This is a genomic window from Epilithonimonas arachidiradicis, from assembly GCF_003610695.1.
In the GTDB taxonomy this organism is placed as follows: domain Bacteria; phylum Bacteroidota; class Bacteroidia; order Flavobacteriales; family Weeksellaceae; genus Epilithonimonas; species Epilithonimonas arachidiradicis.
In genome coordinates this window covers 118,387-143,967 of the sequence record NZ_RAQH01000001.1, presented here as the reverse complement: position 1 = coordinate 143,967, position 25,581 = coordinate 118,387, and the positions used below count along the sequence as shown (strand labels likewise).

Genomic DNA, 25,581 nt, shown 5'->3' with positions numbered 1-25,581 from the left:
AAAATGTCAGGACATTACGAAGCTCCGATAAGGGAACCTTTAATTATTGGTCACAAGACTTATCACGATATCACAGAAGATATCGCCAGACCTATCGAAGAACGTGCAGGAAAACTGTGGTGGGCATCTCTGTATGCAGCCTTGATACTGTTCGTTTACGGATTTGGTTGTATCGCCTACACTATTGGAACCGGAATCGGTGCGTGGGGACTTAACAGAACTATCAACTGGGGTTGGGATATTACCAATTTCGTATGGTGGGTAGGTATCGGTCACGCCGGAACATTGATTTCTGCTGTACTATTATTATTTAGACAACGATGGAGAATGTCGGTAAACCGTTCTGCAGAAGCGATGACTATCTTCGCAGTATGTCAGGCAGCGATTTTCCCGGTGATTCACATGGGTAGAGTTTGGGTAGGTTACTGGGTTTTCCCTTTGCCAAATCAATTTGGTTCTCTTTGGGTTAACTTTAACTCGCCGTTACTTTGGGACGTATTTGCAATCTCAACTTATTTCTCGGTATCCGTTGTATTCTGGTTTATGGGATTGATTCCTGACTTTGCAATGATTAGAGATAGAGCAAAAACGCCTTTCAATAAAAAGATTTATACGCTTTTAGCATTTGGATGGGGTGGAAAAGCAAAACATTGGCAGAGATTCGAAGAGCTATCTTTGGTTCTTGCAGGTTTGGCGACACCGCTTGTATTCTCGGTACATACCACGGTATCCTTTGACTTTGCTACTTCGGTAATCAAAGGATGGCACTCAACAATCTATCCTCCGTACTTCGTGGCAGGTGCGATCTTCTCAGGATTTGCAATGGTACAAACACTATTGTTGGTTGCCAGAAAAGTTTGTCATCTTGAGGATTATATTACAATGTACCACATCGAGATTATGAACATCGTAATCGTGGTAACTGGTGGTATGGTAACTGTAGCTTATGCTACTGAATATTTTATCGGTTGGTACTCCGGTTCAAGATTCGAAGATTTTACTTACTTATCGCCTGGAGCCGCAGTTGGTCCTTATTGGTGGGCATTCTGGGCATTGATTATCTGTAACCTGGTAGTTCCTGCGGCATTTTGGTTCAAAAAAGTCAGAACCAACATCTTCTGGACATTCATCATAGCATTGATTATCAACATTGGTATGTGGTTCGAGCGTTTTGATATTATTGTTATCAACTTATCAAGAGATTATTTACCATCATCCTGGACAATGTTTAAACCAACGATTATTGACGTTGGAGTATATCTTGGAACAATCGGATTCTTCTCTGTATTATTCCTTTTATATGCGAGAACATTCCCTGTAATTGCACAGGCTGAATTGAAGAGTATTTTGAAAATTTCTGGTGAAACTTATAAAGCAAAAGAAGGAGATGAGCACCACTAAGATTATATATGGACTTTATGGCGACGACGATGACTTGATGCACGGCGTCAAAGCCTTCAACGATAAAGGAATCAAGATCAACGAAGTGTATACGCCATTTCCGGTTCACGGATTGGACAAAGCACTCGGTTTAAGAAAAACCAGAATCTCTGACGCCGCATTTATCTACGCATGTTATGGTGTGACCATTGGGATTACTTTGACTGCCTGGATTATGAATCACGACTGGCCACAAAACATCGGTGGTAAGCCGTCATTCGACTGGATTCACAACTTTCCGGCTTTTATTGACCCGATGTTTGAATTGATGGTATTCTGTTCTGCTCACCTGATGTCATTAACGTTTCTTGTAAGAAACAAAATGTATCCTGGAGCAAAACCACAAAATCCGGACCCAAGAACAACGGATGATAAATTTATGATGGAATTTGTATCAGATGATGTGGAAACCATTAAGCAACTGTTAATTGATACAGGTGTTGAAGAAATAACCGTTAAAGATGCCTAAGATGAAGAATAGTATATTGAAAATTACAGCAATCTTTGGTTTAACAACTGTTTTACTGAATTCTTGCGGACCAAAAGATAATCCACCTTTGGTGTACTTCCCGGATATGTATTTTCCGGTAGCTTACGACCCATTGATGAAAGCTCAGGATGCCTATTCCAAGCACGAAAATGAAATTCCTGCTTTTGTAGCGCGTAATGGTGCTACAGGTCTTTCTCCGGTAGAAGGTACGGTTTCACAAAACAAAGATGGTGTCATCAGCGAGGAAACACTTCCTAAAAATATGGATGAGTACAACGCAGGTTATGATGCTTCTAAAAATATCACTGTATCCCCTTTGAAAGCTGAAAATCTTGAAAAGGATTTGGCGAGAGGAAAAATTTTATACGAGCGTACCTGTTCTGCTTGTCACGGTGTAAATGGTGACGGACAAGGTCCAATCGTACAAAGTGGTGCTTACTCGGGTGTTCCGAAATATGCAGACAGAGATATCACCATCGGTTCTGTACACTATGTTTTAACCAATGGTAGAAATGCGATGGGTTCTTACGCGGGACAACTTAATGTTGGTGACAGATGGAGAGTAGCTCTTTATGTTTATAACACATTCAAGGCACCAACGGCTGCGGCTGCACCTGCGGCTTCCGATGCAGCACCGGCGGCAACTACTACAGCTGCACCGGCGAAAACTGAAGATAAAGCTAATGCTAAATAAAAAAAGAAGTAATGTATAGTTTTTCACCTAAATTAAGATTATATTCAATCATACTCATTGTAGTGGGCGTTGTTTTATTCGGGATCGGTTATGCACTTAACCACGGATTGGATGATACTGCCATTTCCCATTGGATGGAGTCTGTTCATTCCAAAGGACACGAGGCGCCTTCTCATTCCAGCGAATTGGTTGGTCCACAAGACCACGATTCTCATTTGGAGCATGCTAAACATCAGATTCATAATCAGCCATTGGCAGCGATACATACTTTTGCGGTTTTTGCATTTGGAATCAGCTGTTGTGCATTATTTTTCTATAGTATCCAGCACGCGGCTCACGCAGGTTGGTCCATTATTGTAACCAGAGTGATGGAAGCGATTGCTTCTTTCATTCCGTACGGTGGTGCACTTTTGGTCATTATAATGTTATTAAACATCACACACCAAGGTCATCTCTTCCATTGGATGGACGAAAGTCTTACCACACCGGGCGACCCTAATTTTGATGTGATCCTATTCGAAAAGAAAAGATTCCTTAATATTCCTTTTTATGCTATCAGAACGTTTATTTACGTTGTAGGTGCATCGTTCTTCGTTTGGAAACTGAAAAATCTTTCCAAGAAAGTAGATGAGAATAAAGGTAACAGAAAAATCTACGCAAGTTTATATAGCTGGAGTGTTGGTTACATTGTATTTTTTGGCTTTGCATCTGCAGCCTGGGCTTGGGATTGGTTGATGTCTATTGACCCGCACTGGTACTCTACGCTTTATATTTGGTATTCAATGGTGAGTTGCTTGTCAACATCCATCGCTGTGATGATTATCATCAGTGTTTATCTTAAGAAAAAAGGCGTTTATCCGCAGTTCAATAACAACCATCTTCACGATCTTGGTAAGTTCCTGTTCGCAACCAGTATGTTATGGTCTTACCTTTGGTTCTGTCAGTTCATGCTATATTGGTATGCAAACGTCCCGGAAGAGGTCAACTACTTCTTTGGTAGATTCGAATACTACAGGCCGACCTTCCTGCCAATGTTGGTTGTTAACTTCCTTGTACCGTTATTGGTTTTGGTAAGCAGCAGCATCAAGAGAAATTATAAAGTGGTAACCTTTATGGCTTGCTTAGTGATTTTCGGTCACGCCGTGGATTATTTCAATATGGTAATGCCGGGAACGGTTGGTCCATACTGGAACAATGCTTCTAACGCATTATTGGTATTAGGTTCATTTGTTTTCGTAGTAGGTTTATTTACATTCACTGTAATGACTGCTTTAGCGAAACTGAAGTTGATGCCAACAGGAAATCCGTACTATCACGAATCCGAGATTTACGAATATCCTTTCTAAGTCAATTAGAAAATCAATATATAACCCAGCAGCAATGTTGGGTTTTTTTATTAATTTTAATGAAATTAAATACAGATGATCCAGAAAATTCCTATTGAAAATATTCTCTTCCTCGATATCGAAACCGTTCCGCAAATCGATGCTTGGAATAATGTAGATGCAACAACGCAATACCTTTGGGACAAAAAAACTAAGTCTCAAAGAAAAGATGAAATTGAGGCTTCGGAATTCTACGAGCAACGCGCGGGGATTATGGCAGAATTCGGGATGATCATCTGTATCTCAATAGGAATGATTGATAACAATTCCGGAAAGCTGAAAATCAAAACATTCTCTGGCTATGAAAGAAACCTATTGCTGGAATTTTGTGAGATATTTAATTCTCCAAGAATGAATAACGTCATTCTCTGTGCGCACAACGGAAAAGAGTTCGATTTTCCTTACATCGCCAGACGACTTTTGATTCATGGCATCCAACCACCAGTTCCATTCCAGATGTTCGGAAAAAAGCCTTGGGAAATTCCACATCTCGATACAATGGAATTGTGGAAATTTGGAGATTGGAAAAGTTATGTTTCACTGGAATTATTGGCCCATATCTTCGGGATACCGACACCGAAGGACGATATCGATGGAAGTATGGTGGCCGATATATACTACAAAGAAGGCGATATAGACAGAATCATTCATTATTGTGAAAAAGATGTCTTAACTTTGGCCAATGTTTTCCGGCGAATGCGTCAGGAAGATTTATTAAAAAGATTAGATTAAAAATGAAATATACAGACGACCAAATTGCAGATATTGGTGAAGAAATAATCAAGGAACTGAAAACGGTTTTCGACCCCGAAATTCCGGTGGATATTTACGAATTAGGATTGGTTTACGACGTTCAGATTTCGGATGAAGGTGAAGTTCTAGTCATAATGACATTAACCTCTCCGAACTGTCCAGTCGCAGAAACATTACCAGTCGAAGTGGAGGATAAGGTGAGAAGTGTAGAAGGCGTCAAATCAGCCAAAATTGAACTCACTTTTGAACCAACTTGGACTAAGGAAATGATGAGCGAAGAAGCCAAGTTTGAACTTGGTATGCTATAAAAAAATCCTGCTAAAGCAGGTTTTTTAATCTTTATATTCGAAAAGTAGAATTTTCTTAATGTCCGGATGTAAACTCAGGTAAACCGGAGAATTCTTCGCCGTATGTTCTATAAATTCTTTCTCTTCCAAAGTGTAAGAATGAGGAAATTTGAAAACGCAGAAAATCTCACCAATTCTTCTTGGCTCGAAATACATTGTCTTTTTTAATTCACAAGTTGCGCCTGTGATATCGATATTCCTGTCTTTACCCAAAACAACAAGCGATGCAAATACGCTCTCTGCCAATGCCGTTGCAAAAATATCTGTTGGAGAAAAATGCTCACGCACAGTAAAATCATTGGAAGGAACGTAGGTTGAGAAAACATCACCGGAGGCTTCGTGTACAGATTCAATTTTAGAGTCGCCTAAATAAGTTGTTTTTGAAGTCATAATGTGGATATTAAATTGTTTTTTTCTGTAATAAATTTACGCCATTTTTTTTGAATCCATAATTTAGATTCGGATTATTTATGGAAAATATGATAAAATTTATATCCGCTTCAGAAAATTAAAAATGGAAAATATCCTTCGCCATATTGTAAGCACTTTCAAAATGCAGCAGATTCTGATGAACGTCCAATTTTTCAGATTGCATAAACGTGAACACTTTTTCAGTCGGCATATTTCCTACCAAATCATCTTTCGCCATCGGACAGCCACCAATGCCTTTAATCGCACTGTCAAATCTTCTGCAGCCTTCGTCGTATGCTGCTTTCAGCTTCACATAAGAATCTTCATAACGGTTATGAAAATGCGCTCCGAAATTAATGCCAGGATATTTCGAAGGAATTTTATTAAACAATAGCGCAATTCTCTCCACGTCGCCAACGCCGGTTGTGTCCGATAAAAGAACATCACGGATGCCGATTTCCTCAAAACGCTTCGCCCAAAAATCCACATCTTCCCATTTCCAGCTTTCGCCGTAAGGATTACCGAAAGCCATCGAGAAATAAAGATTAAGCTGTCTGCCTTCTGATTTGGTCAGTTCAAGGATTTTCACCACTTCGGTAAAAGCTTCCTCACGGCTTTTATTAGTGTTGCGGTGCTGAAATGTTTCGGAAATCGAGAACGGAAAACCCAGGATATCAACCTGCTCGTGACTCAGGGCCTTTTCTGCCCCCCGGAGATTTGCGACTACCACAGATAGTTTGGTATTGGACAGCGATTTGTCGATTTCATCCACCACAGTTCCCGAATCAGCCATTTGAGGCATTGTTTTCGGATTCACAAAACTGCCACAGTCCAAAACATCAAAACGCACTTCCATCAATCGGTTGATGTAATCGATTTTTTTCTGTGTAGGGATAAACTCACCCCAGCCTTGCATTGCGTCCCGTGGACATTCAGTTAAGAACATTGACTCATTTTTAAAATTTATTTGGGCAGCTTTTCCGCCTTCCACTCCCGCTTTTTTCTTTTTTACCAAAAAAGAAAAAGAGCTCCGCTCAAGTCGGGCTGCGGGTTTCGGTGTAAAACAAGATCGGGCAATCAGTCGCCGGCAGCTGTCACATCCAACTTACAACTCTCATCCGGAATTGTTTGCTGTTCACTCCATAAATATATAACTTTGCGGAGATATAGCAAATTATATGGTAAACATCCAATTAGACGGTATCTGGAGAGAAAAACTCCTGAACAGATTCATCACTTACATCAAGATATTTTCTACCAGCGACGCAGAAAGCGAGACTACGCCTTCTACGGAAAGGCAGTGGGACATTGCGAATTACTTATACAAAGAACTGCAGGTACTCGGTTTGGAAGATGTCAGTATCGATGAAAAAGGTTACGTTTTCGGATTCATTCCTTCCAATCAGGAAGAAAAAGTGCCACAGGTCGGGTTCATTGCGCATTACGATTCCTCACCGGATTTCAATGGCGAAAACGTGAATCCACAGATTTGGGAAAATTATGACGGTGGCGATTTGTTATTGAACAAGGAAACCGGATTTACTTTGTCATCAACCAAATTTGAGTCTTTAAAAAAATACATCGGACAAACCATCATCACAACAGACGGAACTACTCTGTTGAGTGCTGATGACAAAGCTGGTGTTGCAGAGATTGTAACCGCAGCCGAATTTCTTTTAGCTAATCCACAAATTAAACATGGCAGAATTTCCATAGGATTCAATCCGGACGAAGAAATTGGAAGAGGTGCGCATCATTTTGATGTTGAGAAATTCGGTGCTGAGTGGGCTTACACAATGGACGGCGGAGAAATCGGAGAATTGGAATATGAAAACTTCAATGCTGCGGGAGCTGTGGTGAAAATTCACGGTTTGTCTGTACATCCGGGCTATTCGTACGGAAAAATGCTGAATGCCGGATTAGTGGCGTCAGAATTTATCCAATCGCTTCCGGCTAATGAAACACCTGCAACAACTAAAGGTTTTGAAGGATTTTTTCACTTAACCGATTTCGAAGGTGATGTTTCCGAAGCTAAACTTCAATACATTATTCGTGATCACGATGACCAAAAATTTGAAGACAGAAAAAAACTGATTGCTGAAAAAGTGGAAGCTATCAACCAAAAATATGGTGAGAAAACAGCTGAGATAGAAATCAAGCAGCAATATCTCAATATGAAAAAGCAGTTCGAAGGCAAAATGCACATCGTAGATATTGCAGAACAAGCCATGAAAGATTCTGGAATAGAACCAAAAATCAAAGCGATTAGAGGCGGAACTGACGGTGCGCAGCTTTCTTATATGGGATTGCCTTGCCCGAATATTTTCGCTGGTGGACATAATTTCCACGGACCTTACGAATTTGTACCTTTGGAAAGTATGCTGGCTGCAGTCAAAGTGATTGTGAATATCGCACAGTCTGTAAAATAGATCGACCACAAAAGAAACAAAAGATTATACTGAAGTCGTAATTATAAAAAAGATAAGAGGTTTTTAATCTTTCAACTAAATGACTTTTGTGCTTTTTGTGGTTTCATAAAATAATTTAAATTTAATCCAAATCCATTCGGAATGACCATCAAAGAAAAACAACAGGAACTCATTGAAGAATTTGCCTTTCTGGAAGATTGGGAACAGAAGTATGAATATATCATCGACCTTGGAAAAGAATTAGAAGGTCTTCCTGATGATAAAAAAACCGATGAAAATCTCATCAGAGGCTGTCAGTCCAAAGTTTGGATTGATGCCGAATTTCGTGATGGAAAATTGTTTTTCAATGCCGATTCCGACGGGATTCTGCCGAAAGGAATCGTATCTCTTTTGGTAAGAATCTACAGCGGCCATTCGACACAGGAAATTCTCGATTCTGATTTTGATTTTATTTCAGAAATCGGCTTGCAGGAATTCTTGTCTCCGTCCAGAGCCAATGGCCTGATGGCGATGACCAAGCAGATTAAATTTTACGCTGTTGCATTTCAACTAAAGAAGTAGGTGAAGAGAATTCTGGCATATCGTTTTTCCGCATTCGGAGATGTGGCGATGACTGTTCCGGTCTGCGTGGAGTTTCTGGAGCAGAATCCCGATGTAGAAATTATATTCGTAAGCAGAGACAATTTCAAAGACCTTTTTGACAAACATCCAAGACTGAAATTCCACGGCGTTAGTTTCGACGATTATAAAGGGATTTTCGGCATCCGGAAATTGACTAAACAATTGATTAAAGCTTATCGACCCGAATTTGTTGCAGACCTTCACGACGTTATCCGAACGAAAATGATTAATTCAATCTTTATCCGTCACGGCTACAAAGTCTACCAGATTGATAAAGGTAAAGATGAAAAAGAGAAGCTGACCAATGTCTGGAACCTGAATAAATTTCAGTTAAAAAGAACTGTCGAACGTTATGCTGATGTTTTCAGAAAAATGGGTTTTGATGTTGAATTATCTCATCAATTAAGAAATCAATCGGACAACAAAAAAGATATCGGTTTTGCGCCTTTTGCTCAGCACAAAGGTAAAATGATGCCCGAGGAAAAATCTTTTGAGTTAGCAAGAATATTAGCAAAAACGCATAAAGTCTATTTTTTCGGAGGCGGGAAAGAAGAGAATGACATTCTTACAAAATGGGAAAAACAAATTCCCAATACCCATAGTTTATCAGGAAAATTGACTCTTAAGGAGGAGCTTAAAAAGATTTCTGAGTTAGAAGTGATGATTTCTATGGATTCGGCGAATATGCATTTGGCGAGCCTGATGGGGACAAGATGCATCTCAGTTTGGGGCTCGACACATCATTACGCAGGTTTTTTAGGTTATGGGCAAAGTGAAAACGATATTGTTCACGTCAAAGATCTGTCGTGCAGACCTTGTTCTGTTTTTGGTGATAAGGAATGCTTCCGTGGCGATTATGCTTGTCTTGAGGAACTGAATATTCAGCAAATTGTAGACAAAATATGAAACTGAGCATTTGTATTCCTGTTTATAATTTCGATGTCAATGATTTGGTTAATGATCTTAGTAATCAGATTGTTTCAAATCAATTAGATGCTGAAATAATCCTAATTGATGATGCTTCAACGAAGGAATTCGTAGAAAAAAATAAATTGCTGGAATCGAAAGTCAGCCGATTTATTTTTCTCGATAAAAATATCGGGCGTTCAAAAATCCGAAATCTGTTTACAAAATATTCCACAGCAGATTACCTGCTTTTTTTGGATTGCGATGGTAAGATAATCAGCCAAAGTTTCATTAAAAACTATTTTGATTTTATCAATGAGAAAAATCCGGAGGTCATTTTCGGAGGTAGAAAAGTCAGTGATACAAAGCCAGATTCTGAATTTGGGTTGCGATGGAAATTTGCAACCGAACGGGAAAATCTTCCGGTAAAGGAACGTATTAAGACGCCTTATTCGAGTTTCCAAACCAATAATTTTATCGTCAGGAAGACTATTTTGGAAAAAGTTCCTTTCAACGAGAGTATTACTCAATATGGCTATGAAGATTTGATTTTTGCTAAAGATCTTTTTAAATTAAAGATAAAAATCGATCATATTGATAATCCTGTCTTCAATAATGATGTAGAAAGCAATTCTGTTTTTTTAGAAAAAGCAGATCAATCAGCCAAGAGCTTATCTCAATTAATTAAAAAAGATAAGGACGTCGAAAGAATCTCCAGGATCAAATTGGCAAGAGCTTATTTCCGACTCAAAAAAACGGGCGGAATTTTTTTATACAGACTGATTTACAAATTATCGAAATCCTACATAGAAAAAAAGCTTTTAGAAGGAAATGCCTCACTAAAAGCTCTTGATTTTTATAAGTTAGGTCAACTTATCGGTTATATGAATAAGGATTGACTTCGGAATAATTGCTTAATTCTAATCTTATATTCGCTAAGTTAAACCATTTTGCAACTTGAAGAGCGAAATATCCGATCAGCATTCCAAAGGTATTAAGGAAAACATCATCTATATCCGCCGTTCCCCTTGCTGTGTAAAGCTGTGCCAACTCAATCATCGATATCCACGAAATGAATAAGAAAAATAGTAGAGGAAGATTATTCAGGCGCTTGTCTAAAATTCCTAACCAGCCGTAAGGGATAAACACTAAAATATTTCCAATAATATTTACCATAAATTTTTCGGAGAAAATATTGTAATAATTCAAAAAGTATTTGATGCTTTGAAAGGGATTTAGCTGTAAGAACCCGAATTCAGGGTGGCGCCCGCATCCATAGAACATCATATATAACAGAAAAATAGTGTAGAAAACAATTAACACCGCATAATATCTTTTCATAGGTTTCCTTTTTAGAGGATTAGTATAAAAAGTGCTTATGCCAAAAAACGAGGCTGCAACAATTTACCAGCTGTTCGCATCAAAAATCTTTCCTTTCTTTAAAAATTAAACAGTTGATTAATTTTTTTATAAAAACTTTAACGAATATGTTAAGCGGAAATTAATAAATTAAGAAAACTTTAAGAATGTGGGCGATACAGGATTCGAACCAGTGACCTCTGGTATTTGATTGGAGATCTGTATTTGTCAACTATTTGAGTCACTAATTTATTCAGGGTACTTTTATTTCATTCAATAGTTGCTGTTGTATCGAAGCCATTTATTTTGACGATCAGAATTTTTATAGCGAAACGTCTTAATTAGCTTGTTCTAAAATTCTTCTAGAATTGGTTTTATACAAATTTATACATCATTTTAGTTACAAAGAATATCATTATTATGATAATCATAAAAACTGTTATAATTCTGTGATATCCGGATATATTTATAATAAATATCATTTTTTTTATAATTTAATTCACAATATAGTGAATAATTAAAATAATTATATATCTTTGTTAGGCAAGGGGAAGTTGAATTTTGAATATATAACATTTACGGTAAAAAAGACAGGCCTGAATCCTTTCTTCCCCTTTTTTTAAATAAACACCATGATTACGAGAAAAAACTTCCTTAAGGTAAGCTCTTTAGGTCTAGCATCTGTTTTAATTCCCAATTTTCTTTTTTCAAAGTCATTATTATATCCATTCGTTGATGATGTCACGACATTGTTGAAGCAGGCAAGACGATACCGAAGACAGGGTAGGTTTGCAAAAGCCAAGACTATTTATCAGCAGATATTGTCAATAGATAATTCTGAATTAAGAGCTTATAATGGCATCAGAAAAATTCTTCTAAAAGAAAAACATAAGGAACTTGAGGTTATTCAGCTTTACCAACAAGCATTATCCAATGTGCCGAATAATTTCCGATTAAAAAGAAGTTTATACGGCGAATATTTGAGAGCTAGTATTGGAAATCAAAAACTCTTCAGACAGTTAAACTTGACATCCGGCAGGCCGTTATCTTTTGTAAAGCAGAAGTTTGATGATTTATTATTAGAACATCCCAATAACAAGAATATTCAAAACCAGGTTGCCAAGATTGATCAATATATAGCTATGAATGTGGATACGATGTATGCGCATAAAAATAAAGCACTAAAGCAATTTCGTAAGAACAATAAAAAAGCACATAAAAATCGATTTGCGACTTTGACATCTGTGGAGACGACGCAAAAATTAGCAGATCTCAATGCTCTTCCTGTTAATCCAGACCGTCAGCAGCATATAAGAGAGATGAGCCAAGTCAATATCAAAGCTTTAAGGGCTGATAAGGATTACACCGCTGCGCTTACTGCTACAGAAGATTATCTAACCGGAGTCAATAGTTCCGATGCATACTTTATTAAGCAGTTCCGAGACTTGTCGAAACAACTAAACCAATATGATAAGCTGATCAATTTTGAAACTCAGAACCATGCTGCCAAAAATACATTCTGGTCTGCTATTGCTTTATTTGATGCGTACCAAAGAAAGGCAGAAAAGATGAATCAGCAGCCAACAGCTAATATGGATACCTTGCTGCAATTTATCAAATCCAACTACAATAACCCAATGCAGAGGTTCGAAGCGGCAACAAGGAAAATAAAACTAAGTTTATTAAAAAACGAATTAAATGTTGTTAGAGAACTATTAATAGAACAGTGCAAGGAGAAGATGCTTGTTAGCGATTCCCATTCCATTGACAGGATCAATATACTTATTGCAAAATACTGGAAGAAGAGTGGGGAAAGCGATTATAAAAAAATACTCAGCATTTGCAGTTTGCCAAACGATTATCTTCAGTCTACTGATGAATTAATATCCAATGCTTCATTAATGAATATGAACCGCGCCAAGAATAAGGCTGTCCATATCGATCAATTACAATACAGGATTTCCAAACTTTAATTTCCTTCTATGATTAAAAGAATTACCATTTTAGGTCTTCTTATATTTTTAATAAATATAAGAGCTCAAATTGTTATTACAGAAGTCTTTTATGATACACCGTATAGTGAACGTCTATACCGTCTGAATATGACTAATCAGCAGATCGAAGAAGCAAGGAGACACCACTGGGGAGAATTTATTGAAATTTATAACTATAGCGACAGAGATCTTAGTTTAGCCAACTGGTATGTTCAGGATAAATTAGGGACCTTTTGGTTACCCGGAAATAAAGTTATAAAGTCGGGTGAGCTGATGGTGATTGCTTACAGTAAACTGGGTTACAATACCACGCCGTTTACGGAACTTTTCTCTCGAACACAAGGCAAAGAATCGCAGGTTATTCTACAAGATCAGATTTTACTGAGAAATAAAAGTGAGGTGGTTAAGCTGGGTTATAATGCAATTGATGGTAAAGTTCCACTTCAAAAAAGTTATCTTCAGTGGAATAGTGCTACAGCACAAGCCAATCACATACCATATACTTGGCAAACTCCGGACGCTTGCTACGGAGCCAACTCATATAATCTAACTTCTAACAATACATATGTGCTTGCGCCTTCAAATCCTTTAGAGGCCGCTTATAAACCTCCCATTCAGAAATACGAAGATATTATGAAGGATGTTTATCAGCAGTACTACTCTTATATTGACTGGGGTGAATTTGTACGGGAGTTAGTCAATAAAATCTGTGGGATAAGTATTCCGTTGGAACAGCAAATGCCAAATGGAACTTACACAAGTGCCGGGAAATGCTTTCAATACGACATTGGAGGAAACAGGGTTGTTGCGACCGATTGTTCATCTCCTTCAACAAACAATCCTCCGGCTAATGGTACCGTTTACACAAGTGAAGAGCTGAATGAAATTAAAAGCTATATCGCTGTATATCCCAATCCGGCAACTGCCGCAAACCAATACCTTGTTAATATAGGTTGGGGCGGTCCGGCAATTGATAAAGTATACAGTGTTGAAGTATACAATTCGGCAGGGGGCGTTATTTATGGATTCAATCCGACAAGCGGTATCAACACTACAAGCATTTCACTAGCAAATCAATTGCCAGGGGTATTCGTGGCGAGATTTACTCTGAATACAGGTCAGACAATTACCAAGAATATTCTTAAATGGTAGAAAACTAAACTAAATGACAGAAAACTAAACTATGAAACTAAAGTTGCTTTTTTTCTCTGCTTTAATCAGCTGCTCTCTATATTCACAAAACGTTACAGAATCTATCCAGCTAGAATACGACACCTCTGGGTATCTAGAAAATAATACATCCCAAGAGGGAATTGTGGCTGGTCCTGTTAATCCTGGTGATCAGTTAGCCACCGTAATTCCGACCGTCAATGCTGAGATGAATATCAATGAAGTTGGAGCATTGACTTACATGATTCCTATTGAGGTGCTAAAGGGCGTGAATAATTTTCAACCCAATCTGGCTTTAGTTTATAACAGTCAAAGTGGAAATGGTCAGGCAGGCTACGGCTGGAACATCAGTGGAACTTCTACTATTTCCAGAGGAGGAAAAAGCAAAGAGGTTGATGGAATCACAATCGGCCCACAATTTAATAATTCAGACCCTTTTTATTTAGATGGTCAGCGTCTTATTAAAATCAGCGATACTGAGTACGTAACTGAGAAATTTTCAAAAATTAAAATTCAAAAATTCAGTAGTGGAGAGTACTCCTTCATAGTAAAATATACAGATGGACGAATCGCTAAATATAAGGAGTTCTTAACGGGACAGCATTATGTAACGGTTATGATTGATGCATTCAACAATGAGATTCATTATGGTTATAACCTAGAACATAATACGCTGACACTAGCTAGAGTCTCCTACGGAGGTACTAGTTGGACAAATGATAAATATTTTGTAAACATTTATTATAAAGACAGGCGTAATGCAATTCCTATATACAGAAACGGGAGTCCATCGTTAAGTTTTTATGTTTTAGACAGGATTACTACCTCATCTACTTATACCGGGGTTTACAGAACTTATCAACTTACTCATGACTATATAGAGAATAGCACAACAGAACGGCTAAGGACTATTACTGTTTCCAATGAGAACGGTGAACCTCTAAAGCCATTAAATTTTTCTTACAATTCACCCTCAAGTACGGGCCTAGTTACTCCAATATACAAAAATAGCACAGCAATTCCACAAGGAACCATAGGTTTGGGAAGTATTGCAATGGGAGATTTTTTTGGAAAAAGCGAGGTGGAACCACTTTATCAAGTTAAGAATGGTTCAAATTCCTACTCACTATTTTCCAATAATGGAAAATTAAATACTACAGTTGGTACCAAAGGAAATGACGAATTCTTTTCCGGAAAAATTTTAATAAATAATAAAATAACTAAAAATGATCAATTAATTACGGCCTCCACGGATTATCTAGGTAATATTTCAGATGATAATGATAGTAATAATCCAATTAATAATAATCTGGTCGATCAAGTCACATTTCATATTAATGACTTGGCATCTAACGTGACAAGAAATGTTGTAGTAAATCTTGTGGGAAGTTCATCTTATTATGTAACCTATGACCCTTATGATGACTGGAATGGTAGTGGTGGTAGCGGCACTCAAACCTTAGAAAGGGATAGAACCGAAAGAGAATTTATTTCAGGGGATTTTAATAACGATGGATTAATCGATTTTTTGATCTATGAAACACCTGGTTTAAACAGAGCCGGTCAGTTGTATTTGGTCGAGATTGGTAAAACACAGACAGGGACATTGATGCCAAGCAAAATTTTGGGAGGATTAAATACTAATTATGTTCCTGATCCAAAAATCATAGAATTTGACGGGGATGGTATTCCTGAGGTTATGGTTGTTGATAAGTATTCCGCAAAATACTCAATCTACAAAATTGATCTTGCAAACAAAGTTAATGGTAATGATTATAATTCTACACCAGTTATAACAAATCAAACGCTTACCAATTTTGGCTATAACATCCCAATGTTCTTTGGCGATTTTAACGGAGATGGATTGACGGACTTTATGACTCCTCACAAGGTATATAAAATGGATGAAGATGATTATTCTTTGGCACGCGAGTTTTATAATATTGAGCATGAACAGCTACTATGGAATAAGTATATATCTACCGGCAATTCATTTAGTAAATCTGTTGAAGACCTTACTAGCCAGCGTGTCGCATACATCGAATCAACACAAAGAAATATTATCAAAAGATCTTCCTTCTGGCAAAAATTATGGTCAGGAAAAATGGATGAGTATACACATACGGAATATTCTACCAACAATATAGTTGTTACTGATTTTAATGGAGATGGTCGTTCGGACATCATTATGATTAATAAGATCGGAAAGATCAAATACAGCACTAATGGTTATTTACGAAGTGCTGATGTTCAAAATTTAGGCAGCAATTTAAGTTTTAGAAGGATACAATCGACTTGGCCATTTATCGAAACTGTTAACTTTCAATCAAACATCGCCAACAAGATCACTTTTATACAGAATATATCTGCCCGTATCGCATCAACCTCTACTTTCAGCGCAACAAACAACCCTTATAAATCAATAGAGCAAAGTAATTACTCGCCATTCACATTAATTACCCCAACTGCTACGCTAAATCAGCTGAATCAGTACAAATCCGGTGTGGTCCTGCATGATGTACTAAAGGATACTTTTACATCTTGGGTAGTAGATAATGATAGCTTCCTGGAGAAACAAATTCAAACTGTGGACAATGGTTCCGGTGTCATCCAAAAGGTTGAGTACCGGACAATGGCCCCAAGCTATACAACCAGCGAAGCACCTTACAATTATAATAAATCGGAAGCGGACAAGTTCGACTACCCAATTTATATACATAATACCAATGCAGGACTGTACCTGGCACATAAAATACATACTGAGTTCGACGGGAAAATTCTGACCAAGGAATATCGATTTGAAAACGGAGTACAACATTTGGAAGGAAAAGGTTTTATGGGGTTCCAGAAAACTTATGTCAGTGATGCGTACGAATCCGAGATAAAAGACGGAAAATATATCAATAAATATCCGCTTAGAGCAGTCTTCTGGAATATCCAGACCAAAGACCCATTAAAAGAGAATGCCGTAATGATAACTACTTATGGTGGATTGAAAGATTTTTTTACCGTAAATCGTATTACGAATGAAAGATTCGATCGCGGAAATCATCAATATCTGCTACTTTCAACTGAAGAAGAATCGTTTGATTATCTAAAGAAGATCACTATCAGCAAAAGGTATTTCTATGATCCCAATGACGAGCTGAAACTAAAAAAGGCTTATACCGATTACGATGGAGTTGGGGCATCAGAAGAAGAATATGCTTATAAACCCGAGTTTAGTAATGGAGATCATTATTTCTATGGCAAAATAGCATCAGTTATACAGAAATCATACAGAGATAATCTTTCCTTTGCTACAAGGGAAGAAAGTGACTATTTTCCGAATGGTAATCTACAGGAGAGCAGAAAGTATGGAAATGATGCCAATGCCCCTCCAATAACTACGAACTACACTTATGATCAGGTTGGAAATCTTAGTAGCCAAACGGTTTCTACAACCGGTATCGCTTCACAGACCACATCATATGAGTATGATCCAACTCAACGTTACGTTAAGAAAACAACGACACCCGATGGTTTGTTTTCAGAATCTGTTGTCAATACACTTGGCAGAGTTTCTGAAGAAACGTCATCGCTAGGACTTAAAACCTATTATCAATTTGACAGTTGGGGAAATATTACCAAGATCACAGATTATCTTGGCAAGCATACTACAATTAGTAAATCACTTGCAAACTCGCCTACCGGTGCTGCCTACACGCTATCTAAAAAGAGAGAAGGTGGTGCGATGACTATTGTTACCTTTGACAAATTTGACCGGGAAATACAATCCAGAACGCAAAGCATCAATAGTAAATGGACTGTTGTTCAAACGGAATATGATATATATGGCAGAAAAATAAGATACTCTGAGCCATTCTACATGGGAGCAACTCCTAAGTGGAACAGCATTGAGTATGATGCACTCAATCGTCCAATAAAAAACATTGCTTACACTGGAAAAATCATTACTTCTTGTTACGAAGGGATGAAGGTCACTGTTGACGATGGTTATAAAAAAACTTCCAAAACCCTTGATGCGATGGGGAATACTGTTCGCTATGAGGATCACGGCGGAACAATTAATTTTTCTTTTTATCCTAACGGGGCTCCAAAAGAGACTAATTATGACGGAATAAAAACAACCTTTGAGATCGACGGGTGGGGGAACAAAACAAAAATGATCGATCCATCAGCAGGGACTTTTGAATACAAATATGACAACCTTAGCAGGATCATCAGGGAAGACAACCCTAAAGGTTATACGCTTTTTACATATGATGATTTAGGTAGACCGTTAACAGAAAAAACATACGGTAATTCTACTGCGGAAAATACTAACATTGAAAAAACTTATACCTACAACAACAATACAAAACTACCTGAGACAATTACCGGACAGAGCAATGGTAAAACATTTATTTACACGACTTATTATGACCAATACTACAGAATAAACGGTAAAAAGGAACAGACTCCCGATTTCACTTATACAAGTAATACCACATTTGATAGTTATGGACGTGCGGATGTTGTTACGATAAGCACCACAATCAATAATCCTAATCACACAACAAGCACTTCCATCAAAAACATTTATGATACCAATGGTATCCTGATCCGTCAGAATGACAATGCCACAGGAAACAAAATATGGTCGGTTACATCCATAAATGCTGACGGCAAAACCACAGAGATGGAATATGGTAACGGTTATACTATTAAAAACAATTATCGGGAAAGTGATAATACCCTTACAGACATCCAGCATATCAGGCAGTCAGATTGGCAGTCTATTGTTGATATTGGCTATGATTATGATCTAAATAGAGGTGTCCTAAAGTCCCGCAATAACAGGACGTTCAATAAATCTGAGGCTTATGCCTATGATAAGCTGAACAGGCTGTTAACAGAAAAAATAGATAATATTGTCGTTAATGAGTATACTTATGACCAGCGTGGACGAATGACATCTAATTCGGAACTTGGAAAATATAATTATAATGCCGGTGACTATAAGCTCCAAAGCATCAACTTTAATAGTAACGGGCAAAATGTCAACACACAACGGGGATTTGCCGATATAACATACAATGCTTACAGAAGCCCTTTAAAAATTACTCTTGCGGGAAAAGATGACCTGCAGTTTAATTACAATATCCTGAAGACGCGTTACGAAATGACCTCTTCCGTAACAGGAAAACAGAAATTATACTCATCTGATTTTGCCATTGAGATCACAAAGCAGGATAATAAAACAGAGGTCATTACATTCATTACGGGTGACCCTTACAGTGCTAATTATATCAAAAAAGAAACTTTGATCAATGGCAGTGTAAGTGAGAGTGGAAATTACTACCTTCACCGCGATAATCAGGGTAGTATCCTGGCTATTACCAAAGCTAGTGATGGTACAGTAGTAGAAAAACGTTATTTTGATGCGTGGGGCAACCTTAAAGCGATGACCAATGCCCAGCAACAGCTGGTCACAAGCAATCCTCAGATGCTGTTTATGGATCGTGGTTATACAGGGCATGAGCACTTACAAAGTGTGGGACTGATCAATATGAACGCTAGGATCTATGATCCTGTTGTCAGGAAGTTCCTGAGTGCCGATAATCTGATATCAGATCCATTCAACACGCAGGCGTATGACCGGTATTCTTACGTGCTGAATAATCCATTATTATATATGGATCTGGATGGCAATGAACCGATATCTTTCGGAATGGCGGTAGTAATTGGAGTAGCTGTTGCGATTTTCTCCAAAGCTATTATGAATATGATCAGTGGTATACCATTCTGGTATGGGCTCGGAAAAGCAGCTACAATGGGAGCAGTAAGTGCAGCAATTAGTTTTGGTATTGGATCAGTCGCAACATCGCCATTTGGAGCCTCGCTTGGTTCGGTAGGAAAAGCAGCGTTTGAAGCGGGTCTACATGCTATTACTAGTGGCGCAATGTCGGCACTGGATGGAGGTAAGTTTGGAAGCGGATTCTTAAGTGGGATGATGTCTTCTCTGGTTTCTTCCGGAATACAAGGAATAGGCGAGTCCGGGGCAAGGCTAGAAGGAATGAGCATGTCGAGCGTCGGTGGGATGCCAATGGCAATGCCAGAGATAACAAATCTCATGACAAGAAATCCTGGTCTTTTCAAAGCCATAATGTTGGCCTCAGGAGGGCTAAGTGGTGGGTTGTCGAGTACAATTGCTGGTGGCAAGTTTATTGATGGACTCAAACAGGGGCTTATTATAAGCGGATTAAATCACGTGGCGCATTCGTTTATTGGAACAAATACTGATGAGAAATATAAGCAATTTCGTAAAGGTTTTAGAAAACTAGTAAGAGATGAAAAGTATATTGAGGCGGCAACTCTGGCAAGTGATACATATAGTCTGGATAGTGATGTAAAGGGTCGATATAGTTATTCTATTACAAAAAGTGAAAAAAGTTACATGACAACAGGTGGTGATGCATATGAAAATCAAGTTGTTGAAATCACAACAGGTTTCTTTAGTGACCATTTAGGTGATTTTGTAAGAGCACTACATCATGAGTTTGTGCACGTATTTCAGCGTAGTGTGCTAGGAAATGATTCTGTAAATAATCATGGCCTTAGAGAATATTTTGCACATTTAGATTCAGTTTATAATACATCATTACCTAAGGCTAGTCCCCAAGCTGAGACATGGTGGAAAAGCCGACTAGATTTCTATTGGAAACTATCATTGTATAATAGTGGACAAAGCAATGTTAATCCTTTGGTTAAATAAATTATAACAGATTATATAATGAGAAAAACCATTTTATTTTTCATATTCTTTATACTGAATTCATTATATTATTCTCAGTCGGGGAATAACTGTAATTTAGAATTTTCATATACTTCAGATAGCATTGTATCCAAACAAAATGACTTTCTACTAGAAGTAAAAAACACTGGAGATCACAGTCTAAAAATATTTAAGCATTTATCAGTTGCTAATTTTCAGATATTTGATATTCAAAAGTATAATTCTGAAACCAAAAGATTTGAAGATATCGGCTATAAAATGAAGGATATTCAGTTTCTGCCCAATATGAGAAGAGACTTTTTCGCTCTCAAAAAAAATCGATTTCACGTTTTCAAAATTAAGGTTGAAGATTTGATATATCATGCGAGAAACAGAATCGATAATGGATATTATCGATTCAGAATATTTTTTGAGTATATTGACGCAGGCTCCTGTAGCTTTTCAACAAATTATCTATACTATAGAAATAGTTTATAGTGGTGTTTACCTGTATCGTATTGATAATATTAATGGCAATGTTCCACATAAGTTGGTAAATTAAAATAGTATTGAATTTCAATATTATTTTTTAGAAAATAAGATAGAAAAATTGATTTTGAAAAAGTATTGCAGATATCCAGAATAGGAGCAATTAGAAAAATGGCTATCTAAAATATTTAGAATCATAACAGGTGTTTCAGACGTGTCGATGGATTTACAATTAGTCACGGATTACAAATCAGCGACATCGGGTGGAACAATTTCTTCAGTAGGACAGGCGTATGTAAACAACGTTTTGAACTTTTTTACTTTGATAAGACAATGAAAAGGACATTAATAATTTTGACAATTATGTTATTTAATAATTGCTCAACCCAAATCAAATTAAATAAGGGTAGAAATGTTGATTTTATTGAGATGCAACCGTCATTATCAGATGGCAAGTTCCTAATAAGAAATAAAACTTCTGATACCTACATTGTAGATCCAATGGGATTTTTTGGAAAGACAATATACTTAGAAAATGATAAACCTGCCTCATTAATGCTTTACCCTGAGGGATATTTTTATAGATTTTCTGATGCGGATTGTAAAAGTGATTTGATCATTTTGGAACCGTATCAGCAGATTGAGGCTAATTTTACATTGTGCAGAGATCTTAGCGGTTTAGGCATCGATATTACAAAATTTCTAAGTCTAATAAATATTCTTATATAGTAAAATCTGTGCATAATAAATCTACAGCAACAGCATCCGGCTGTAAAAACTATATTGAGAATTTAGAAAAAAAAGGTTACAAAGTTTTGGAAGATAGTATAAGTGCAAAAGTTCCTTTGACATTTGATTATTTAGAGAAGTAGTTTCAAAGTGTTAAAGGCGTATGTGTTGATAGATTTATAATTGGTCACGGATTACAAATCCGCGAAGTCAGATTATTATTCAGGATTTAACACATGGTTGAATTTAAAAAAATAACTCTAATGAAAAGCTTTATTTTTAGTTTTTTTCTACTATCTATATGGGGATCTTCTCAAATTATTGATGAGGATTTTAAGAAAATTCCTGATAGCTTATATTTCAGGGATAATCTATATAAATATATACGCCCTAACCATAATTATAGCTATTGGAAAGTTGTTCGCAAAGATGACTCACTAACTACTGAATTAATTTATGAAAGTACAAAAAGTAAAAATTGGAATTACTTGGAAAGCTTTTCACCTAATAATGGTTTTTTTGAAGAATGCCACCCTGATGGATGTTTTACATATATTATTGCGTATCAAAATAAGGAGGTGAAATATTTTACTGATGGAAAAGAATTAAGAAATTTTATAGGATTTATTAATAATTTGCCAGAGGCATTATTGATTGCTAGAACGTATAATTTATGGTTTGATGATAAAAATTCTCTTGGTGGTTCATATAAAATAGAGAAAGATTTTATTTATCTGTATCTTGCCAAATTTGAAAGTTGTCCGATTAGTCGTGAAGCTTTTTTTGTAAAAATAAATAGGAAAACAGGAGAATTGGAGAAAGAAAGTAAAGGAATATATTATAAAAAAAATGATTGTTATACCTCTTAAAAGATAATAGTTGGTTAAATAAGGTAAATAATAGCATTTAGTATCAATACTATTTTAATGAAGTAAGACTGATAATAAATTTTAAAGCGACTTCTTATGTATGATAATGTCTTCTCTGGTTTCATCCGGAATACAGGGGATAGGAGAATCTGGAGCAAGGCTAGAAGGGATGAGTATGACAAATATTGGTGGGATGCCAATGGCAATGCCAGAGATAAGTAACCTCATAACAAGAAATCCTGGGCTCTTCAAAGCAATTATGCTGACATCTGGCGGATTGACCGGTGGACTTTCAAGTACAATTGCTGGTGGTAAGTTTATTGATGGATTTAGACAGGGACTTGTTACTAGTGGGTTAAATCATTTAGCACATACCTTTAGTGAGGAATTTGAGAGTACTGCTAGATCAAGGCAAGAAATAAGAGATGTAGGTTTGGATCCAGATGCAATAGCACCGAACGATTGCTCTTCGATTGACCAATTGTTGCAAACGAAAACCCTTGCATCGCTGAATGGCGAAGCTGGTTCACCTAACATTGTTTATGATAAATCCATAAGCTATGGAACAGGAGCGGTAACATATTCTAATATTCAAGGAAAGAGTGTATCATCTATAAGAATAAATGGAAATACAGAGAAAAGCTATTACAAACTATATGGACAAATTGGACATGAATTAATTCATGCTATTGATACAGTAAGTGGTGCGAGACTTGATATTTATAATCTATTCAGGTCAAAAGGTTATAGCGATGCTGCAGCGAGAAAAAATTCAGGCTACTGGACTGAATCAAATGCTTATCAATGGAACATGAAGCATACGCCAAGTTTACTATACAACAATTTTTATGAAGAGTATAACAACGCTTACATACTTTCTCAATTTAAATTTTAATTAGAAATGAAAATAATTATAATGATTTTTTTAAGTGTATCCGGCCTACTCAGTGCGCAGAAAAATAAATCAGGAGATTTTTTGCAAATTAGTTACAATAAATTTAATAACATGTTAAAGGTAAAGAACTGCTCCATTGCGAAATCTAAGATTGATAACAGACTTTGGCTATTTGATGATGAATACCCTGACACATCAGCCCATTTTATTTTAGAAGTTTATAGCAATAATGTAAAGATTTTACCAGAAACAATTGATATTTCGGTATTACCTGATGGTGATATAAATTTGAATTATCAGAAGTATGGCATTCCAAAAATGGATAGTATTAAAGATGATGAATTTTACTTTAAAATAATTGATGATAAGACTAAACACAGTGCTCTTGAATTTAACCAATCCACAAGCGGGAGTTTAAATTATTTTAATTTTAAAGAAGGACATAAGTATATATTGGTTGTTAACCTAGTATCTAAAAATCAAGTTATTGCTAGATCTAACAAAATAGAATTGATTTATTAATAAGCCAAACAAGCCGTAAAATAAAAAAATTGTAGATATCGATATTTCAAACTATTTACATTTTTTCTCTATTTCTTTATGATGCGAAACATAAAAAAACTGGTAATGTTCCAAATAAGTTGGTAAATGAAAATAGTATTGAATTTCAATACTATTTTTAGAAAATAAGATAGAAAAAATGATTTTGAAAAAGTATTGCAGATATCCAGAATAGGAGCAATTAGAAAAATGGCTATCTAAAATATTGAGAATCATAACAGGTGTTTCAGACGTGTTGATGGATTTATAATTAGTTACGGATTACAAATCCGCGACATTGGGATTATTATTGCACAAGCTGTGTTGTCTATGCAGAATTATGAAGCGGGTTTTGTAGTCGTCCATGAAATTAAACATTATACAAATTGCGTAATCAATATGTACCAAGGAAACGGTATATTCCACGATATGAATGAAACATCTGCTTATTTGGAAGAAAAAAGCTGGGGCGGATCTATATCTTCAGTGGGTCAGACACATATAAATAACGTTTTGAACTTTTTCATGATGATCAGACAATGAAAAGAACATTAACAATTTTGACAATTATATTATTTAATAATTGTTCAACCCAAATTAAATTAAATAAAGGTAATAATGTTGATTTTATTCAGATGCATAAGCCAACGCCCGATGGCAAATTCTTGATAAAAAATAATACATCCGATACTTATATCATCGACCCTATGGGCTTTTTTGGAAAAATATTTTATCTAGAAAATGATGGACCAGCTCCGTTAATGTGGTACCCAGAAGGATATTTTTATAGATTTTCTGATGCGGACTGTAATAGAGATTTGATCATTTTGGAACCTTATAAACAAATTGAAGCTAATTTTACTTTGTGTAGAGATCTAAGTGGTTCAGATTTGGACGTTACAAAGATTTCTAGATCAAATAGATATTCGTATATAGTAAAATCAGTGCATAATAAATCTACGGCGATAGCTTCCGGTTGTAAAAACTATATTGAAAATTTAGAAAGATTAGGTTACAAAGTTTTGGAAGATAGTATAAGTGCAAAAGTTCCTTTGACATTTGATTATTTAGAGAAGTAGTTTCAAAGTGTTAAAGGCGTATGTGTTGATAGATTTATAATTGGTCACGGATTACAAATCCGCGAAGTCAGATTATTATTCAGGATTTAACACATGATTGAATTTAAAAAAATAGCTCTAATGAAAAGCTTTATTTTTAGTTTTTTTCTACTATCTATGTGGGGATCTTCTCAAATTATTGTGCCAAAAGATTTTATGAAAATTCCTGACAGTTTATTTTATAA

Annotated in this window: 23 protein-coding genes; 20 read left to right on the top strand and 3 right to left on the bottom strand. The window is 36.4% G+C overall.

Annotation, left to right across the window (positions count from 1 at the left end; genetic code table 11):
- Positions 1-3: 3 nt before the first annotated feature.
- From nrfD to BXY58_RS00715, 6 genes are all read left to right on the top strand, one after another.
- Positions 4-1,401, top strand: a complete 1,398-nt coding sequence (nrfD, locus tag BXY58_RS00740; RefSeq protein WP_120211892.1) for an NrfD/PsrC family molybdoenzyme membrane anchor subunit — start codon at positions 4-6, stop codon at positions 1,399-1,401.
- Positions 1,388-1,909 (top strand): DUF3341 domain-containing protein, encoded by a 522-nt coding sequence (locus BXY58_RS00735; RefSeq protein ID WP_120211891.1) that lies wholly within the window; start codon positions 1,388-1,390, stop codon positions 1,907-1,909. The genes nrfD and BXY58_RS00735 overlap by 14 nt, the downstream gene beginning before the upstream one ends.
- Positions 1,902-2,624 (top strand): c-type cytochrome, encoded by a 723-nt coding sequence (locus tag BXY58_RS00730; RefSeq protein ID WP_120211890.1) that lies wholly within the window; start codon positions 1,902-1,904, stop codon positions 2,622-2,624. Before BXY58_RS00735 ends, BXY58_RS00730 begins: the two co-directional genes overlap by 8 nt.
- An 11-nt stretch (positions 2,625-2,635) precedes the next feature.
- Positions 2,636-3,970: a quinol:cytochrome C oxidoreductase gene (locus tag BXY58_RS00725; protein WP_120211889.1), complete on the top strand. Its 1,335-nt coding sequence runs from the start codon at positions 2,636-2,638 to the stop codon at positions 3,968-3,970.
- A gap of 75 nt (positions 3,971-4,045) precedes the next feature.
- A complete protein-coding gene (locus BXY58_RS00720) occupies positions 4,046-4,741 on the top strand; it encodes a 3'-5' exonuclease (protein WP_120211888.1) in 696 nt (231 codons plus the stop codon).
- 2 nt (positions 4,742-4,743) lie between these two features.
- Positions 4,744-5,070, top strand: coding sequence for an SUF system Fe-S cluster assembly protein (locus tag BXY58_RS00715; RefSeq protein ID WP_120211887.1), 327 nt, complete (start codon positions 4,744-4,746; stop codon positions 5,068-5,070).
- Positions 5,071-5,094: 24 nt separating this feature from the next.
- Here BXY58_RS00715 and BXY58_RS00710 read toward each other — a convergent pair whose 3' ends face one another.
- Together BXY58_RS00710 and BXY58_RS00705 are read right to left on the bottom strand one after the other, a co-directional pair.
- On the bottom strand, positions 5,095-5,499 hold the full coding sequence (locus BXY58_RS00710) for an OsmC family protein (RefSeq protein WP_120211886.1): 405 nt from the start codon (positions 5,497-5,499) through the stop codon (positions 5,095-5,097).
- 118 nt (positions 5,500-5,617) lie between these two features.
- Positions 5,618-6,466: a beta/alpha barrel domain-containing protein gene (locus BXY58_RS00705; protein WP_120212505.1), complete on the bottom strand. Its 849-nt coding sequence runs from the start codon at positions 6,464-6,466 to the stop codon at positions 5,618-5,620.
- Between the two features lie 232 nt (positions 6,467-6,698).
- Here BXY58_RS00705 and pepT point away from each other — a divergent pair, with 232 nt between their 5' ends.
- The 4 genes from pepT to BXY58_RS00685 all read left to right on the top strand — a co-directional run bounded on the left by pepT (position 6,699) and on the right by BXY58_RS00685 (position 10,375).
- On the top strand, positions 6,699-7,949 hold the full coding sequence (gene pepT, locus BXY58_RS00700; protein WP_120211885.1) for a peptidase T: 1,251 nt from the start codon (positions 6,699-6,701) through the stop codon (positions 7,947-7,949).
- Positions 7,950-8,090: 141 nt separating this feature from the next.
- The gene (locus BXY58_RS00695) at positions 8,091-8,510 is read left to right on the top strand and encodes a SufE family protein (protein ID WP_120211884.1); all 420 of its coding nucleotides are present in this window, start codon (positions 8,091-8,093) and stop codon (positions 8,508-8,510) included.
- Complete coding sequence (locus BXY58_RS00690) at positions 8,511-9,476, top strand: glycosyltransferase family 9 protein (RefSeq protein WP_229728370.1); 966 nt, start codon at positions 8,511-8,513, stop codon at positions 9,474-9,476. It begins immediately after the preceding gene.
- Positions 9,473-10,375, top strand: a complete 903-nt coding sequence (locus BXY58_RS00685) for a glycosyltransferase family 2 protein (protein WP_120211883.1) — start codon at positions 9,473-9,475, stop codon at positions 10,373-10,375. Before BXY58_RS00690 ends, BXY58_RS00685 begins: the two co-directional genes overlap by 4 nt.
- On the opposite strand, the gene BXY58_RS00680 is transcribed toward BXY58_RS00685, so the two are convergent.
- Complete coding sequence (locus BXY58_RS00680) at positions 10,350-10,817, bottom strand: VanZ family protein (RefSeq protein ID WP_120211882.1); 468 nt, start codon at positions 10,815-10,817, stop codon at positions 10,350-10,352. The genes BXY58_RS00685 and BXY58_RS00680 overlap by 26 nt on opposite strands.
- Before the next feature lie 650 nt (positions 10,818-11,467).
- Between BXY58_RS00680 and BXY58_RS00675 the strand changes: the two genes are divergently transcribed.
- From BXY58_RS00675 to BXY58_RS00625, 10 genes are all read left to right on the top strand, one after another.
- Positions 11,468-12,808 carry a tetratricopeptide repeat protein gene (locus BXY58_RS00675; RefSeq protein WP_120211881.1) on the top strand — a complete coding sequence of 447 codons (1,341 nt, stop codon included), beginning with the start codon at positions 11,468-11,470 and terminating at the stop codon, positions 12,806-12,808.
- 9 nt (positions 12,809-12,817) lie between these two features.
- Entirely contained in the window at positions 12,818-13,981 is a 1,164-nt protein-coding gene (locus tag BXY58_RS00670; RefSeq protein WP_120211880.1) for a lamin tail domain-containing protein, read from the top strand.
- Positions 13,982-14,012: 31 nt separating this feature from the next.
- Positions 14,013-20,756, top strand: coding sequence for an RHS repeat-associated core domain-containing protein (locus BXY58_RS00665; protein ID WP_120211879.1), 6,744 nt, complete (start codon positions 14,013-14,015; stop codon positions 20,754-20,756).
- A 382-nt stretch (positions 20,757-21,138) separates the two neighbouring features.
- The gene (locus BXY58_RS00655; protein ID WP_120211877.1) at positions 21,139-21,318 is read left to right on the top strand and encodes a hypothetical protein; all 180 of its coding nucleotides are present in this window, start codon (positions 21,139-21,141) and stop codon (positions 21,316-21,318) included.
- A 260-nt stretch (positions 21,319-21,578) separates the two neighbouring features.
- Positions 21,579-21,974, top strand: a complete 396-nt coding sequence (locus tag BXY58_RS00650; RefSeq protein ID WP_120211876.1) for a hypothetical protein — start codon at positions 21,579-21,581, stop codon at positions 21,972-21,974.
- Positions 21,975-22,237: 263 nt separating this feature from the next.
- Positions 22,238-22,843: a hypothetical protein gene (locus BXY58_RS00645; RefSeq protein WP_147366781.1), complete on the top strand. Its 606-nt coding sequence runs from the start codon at positions 22,238-22,240 to the stop codon at positions 22,841-22,843.
- Between the two features lie 96 nt (positions 22,844-22,939).
- Entirely contained in the window at positions 22,940-23,065 is a 126-nt protein-coding gene (locus tag BXY58_RS17115; RefSeq protein ID WP_262891340.1) for a hypothetical protein, read from the top strand.
- Complete coding sequence (locus BXY58_RS00640; RefSeq protein ID WP_170144173.1) at positions 23,019-23,738, top strand: hypothetical protein; 720 nt, start codon at positions 23,019-23,021, stop codon at positions 23,736-23,738. The genes BXY58_RS17115 and BXY58_RS00640 overlap by 47 nt, the downstream gene beginning before the upstream one ends.
- A 6-nt stretch (positions 23,739-23,744) precedes the next feature.
- Positions 23,745-24,260: a hypothetical protein gene (locus BXY58_RS00635; RefSeq protein ID WP_120211873.1), complete on the top strand. Its 516-nt coding sequence runs from the start codon at positions 23,745-23,747 to the stop codon at positions 24,258-24,260.
- Positions 24,261-24,817: 557 nt separating this feature from the next.
- A complete protein-coding gene (locus tag BXY58_RS00625; protein WP_120211871.1) occupies positions 24,818-25,357 on the top strand; it encodes a hypothetical protein in 540 nt (179 codons plus the stop codon).
- The last annotated feature ends 224 nt before the right edge of the window (positions 25,358-25,581 follow it).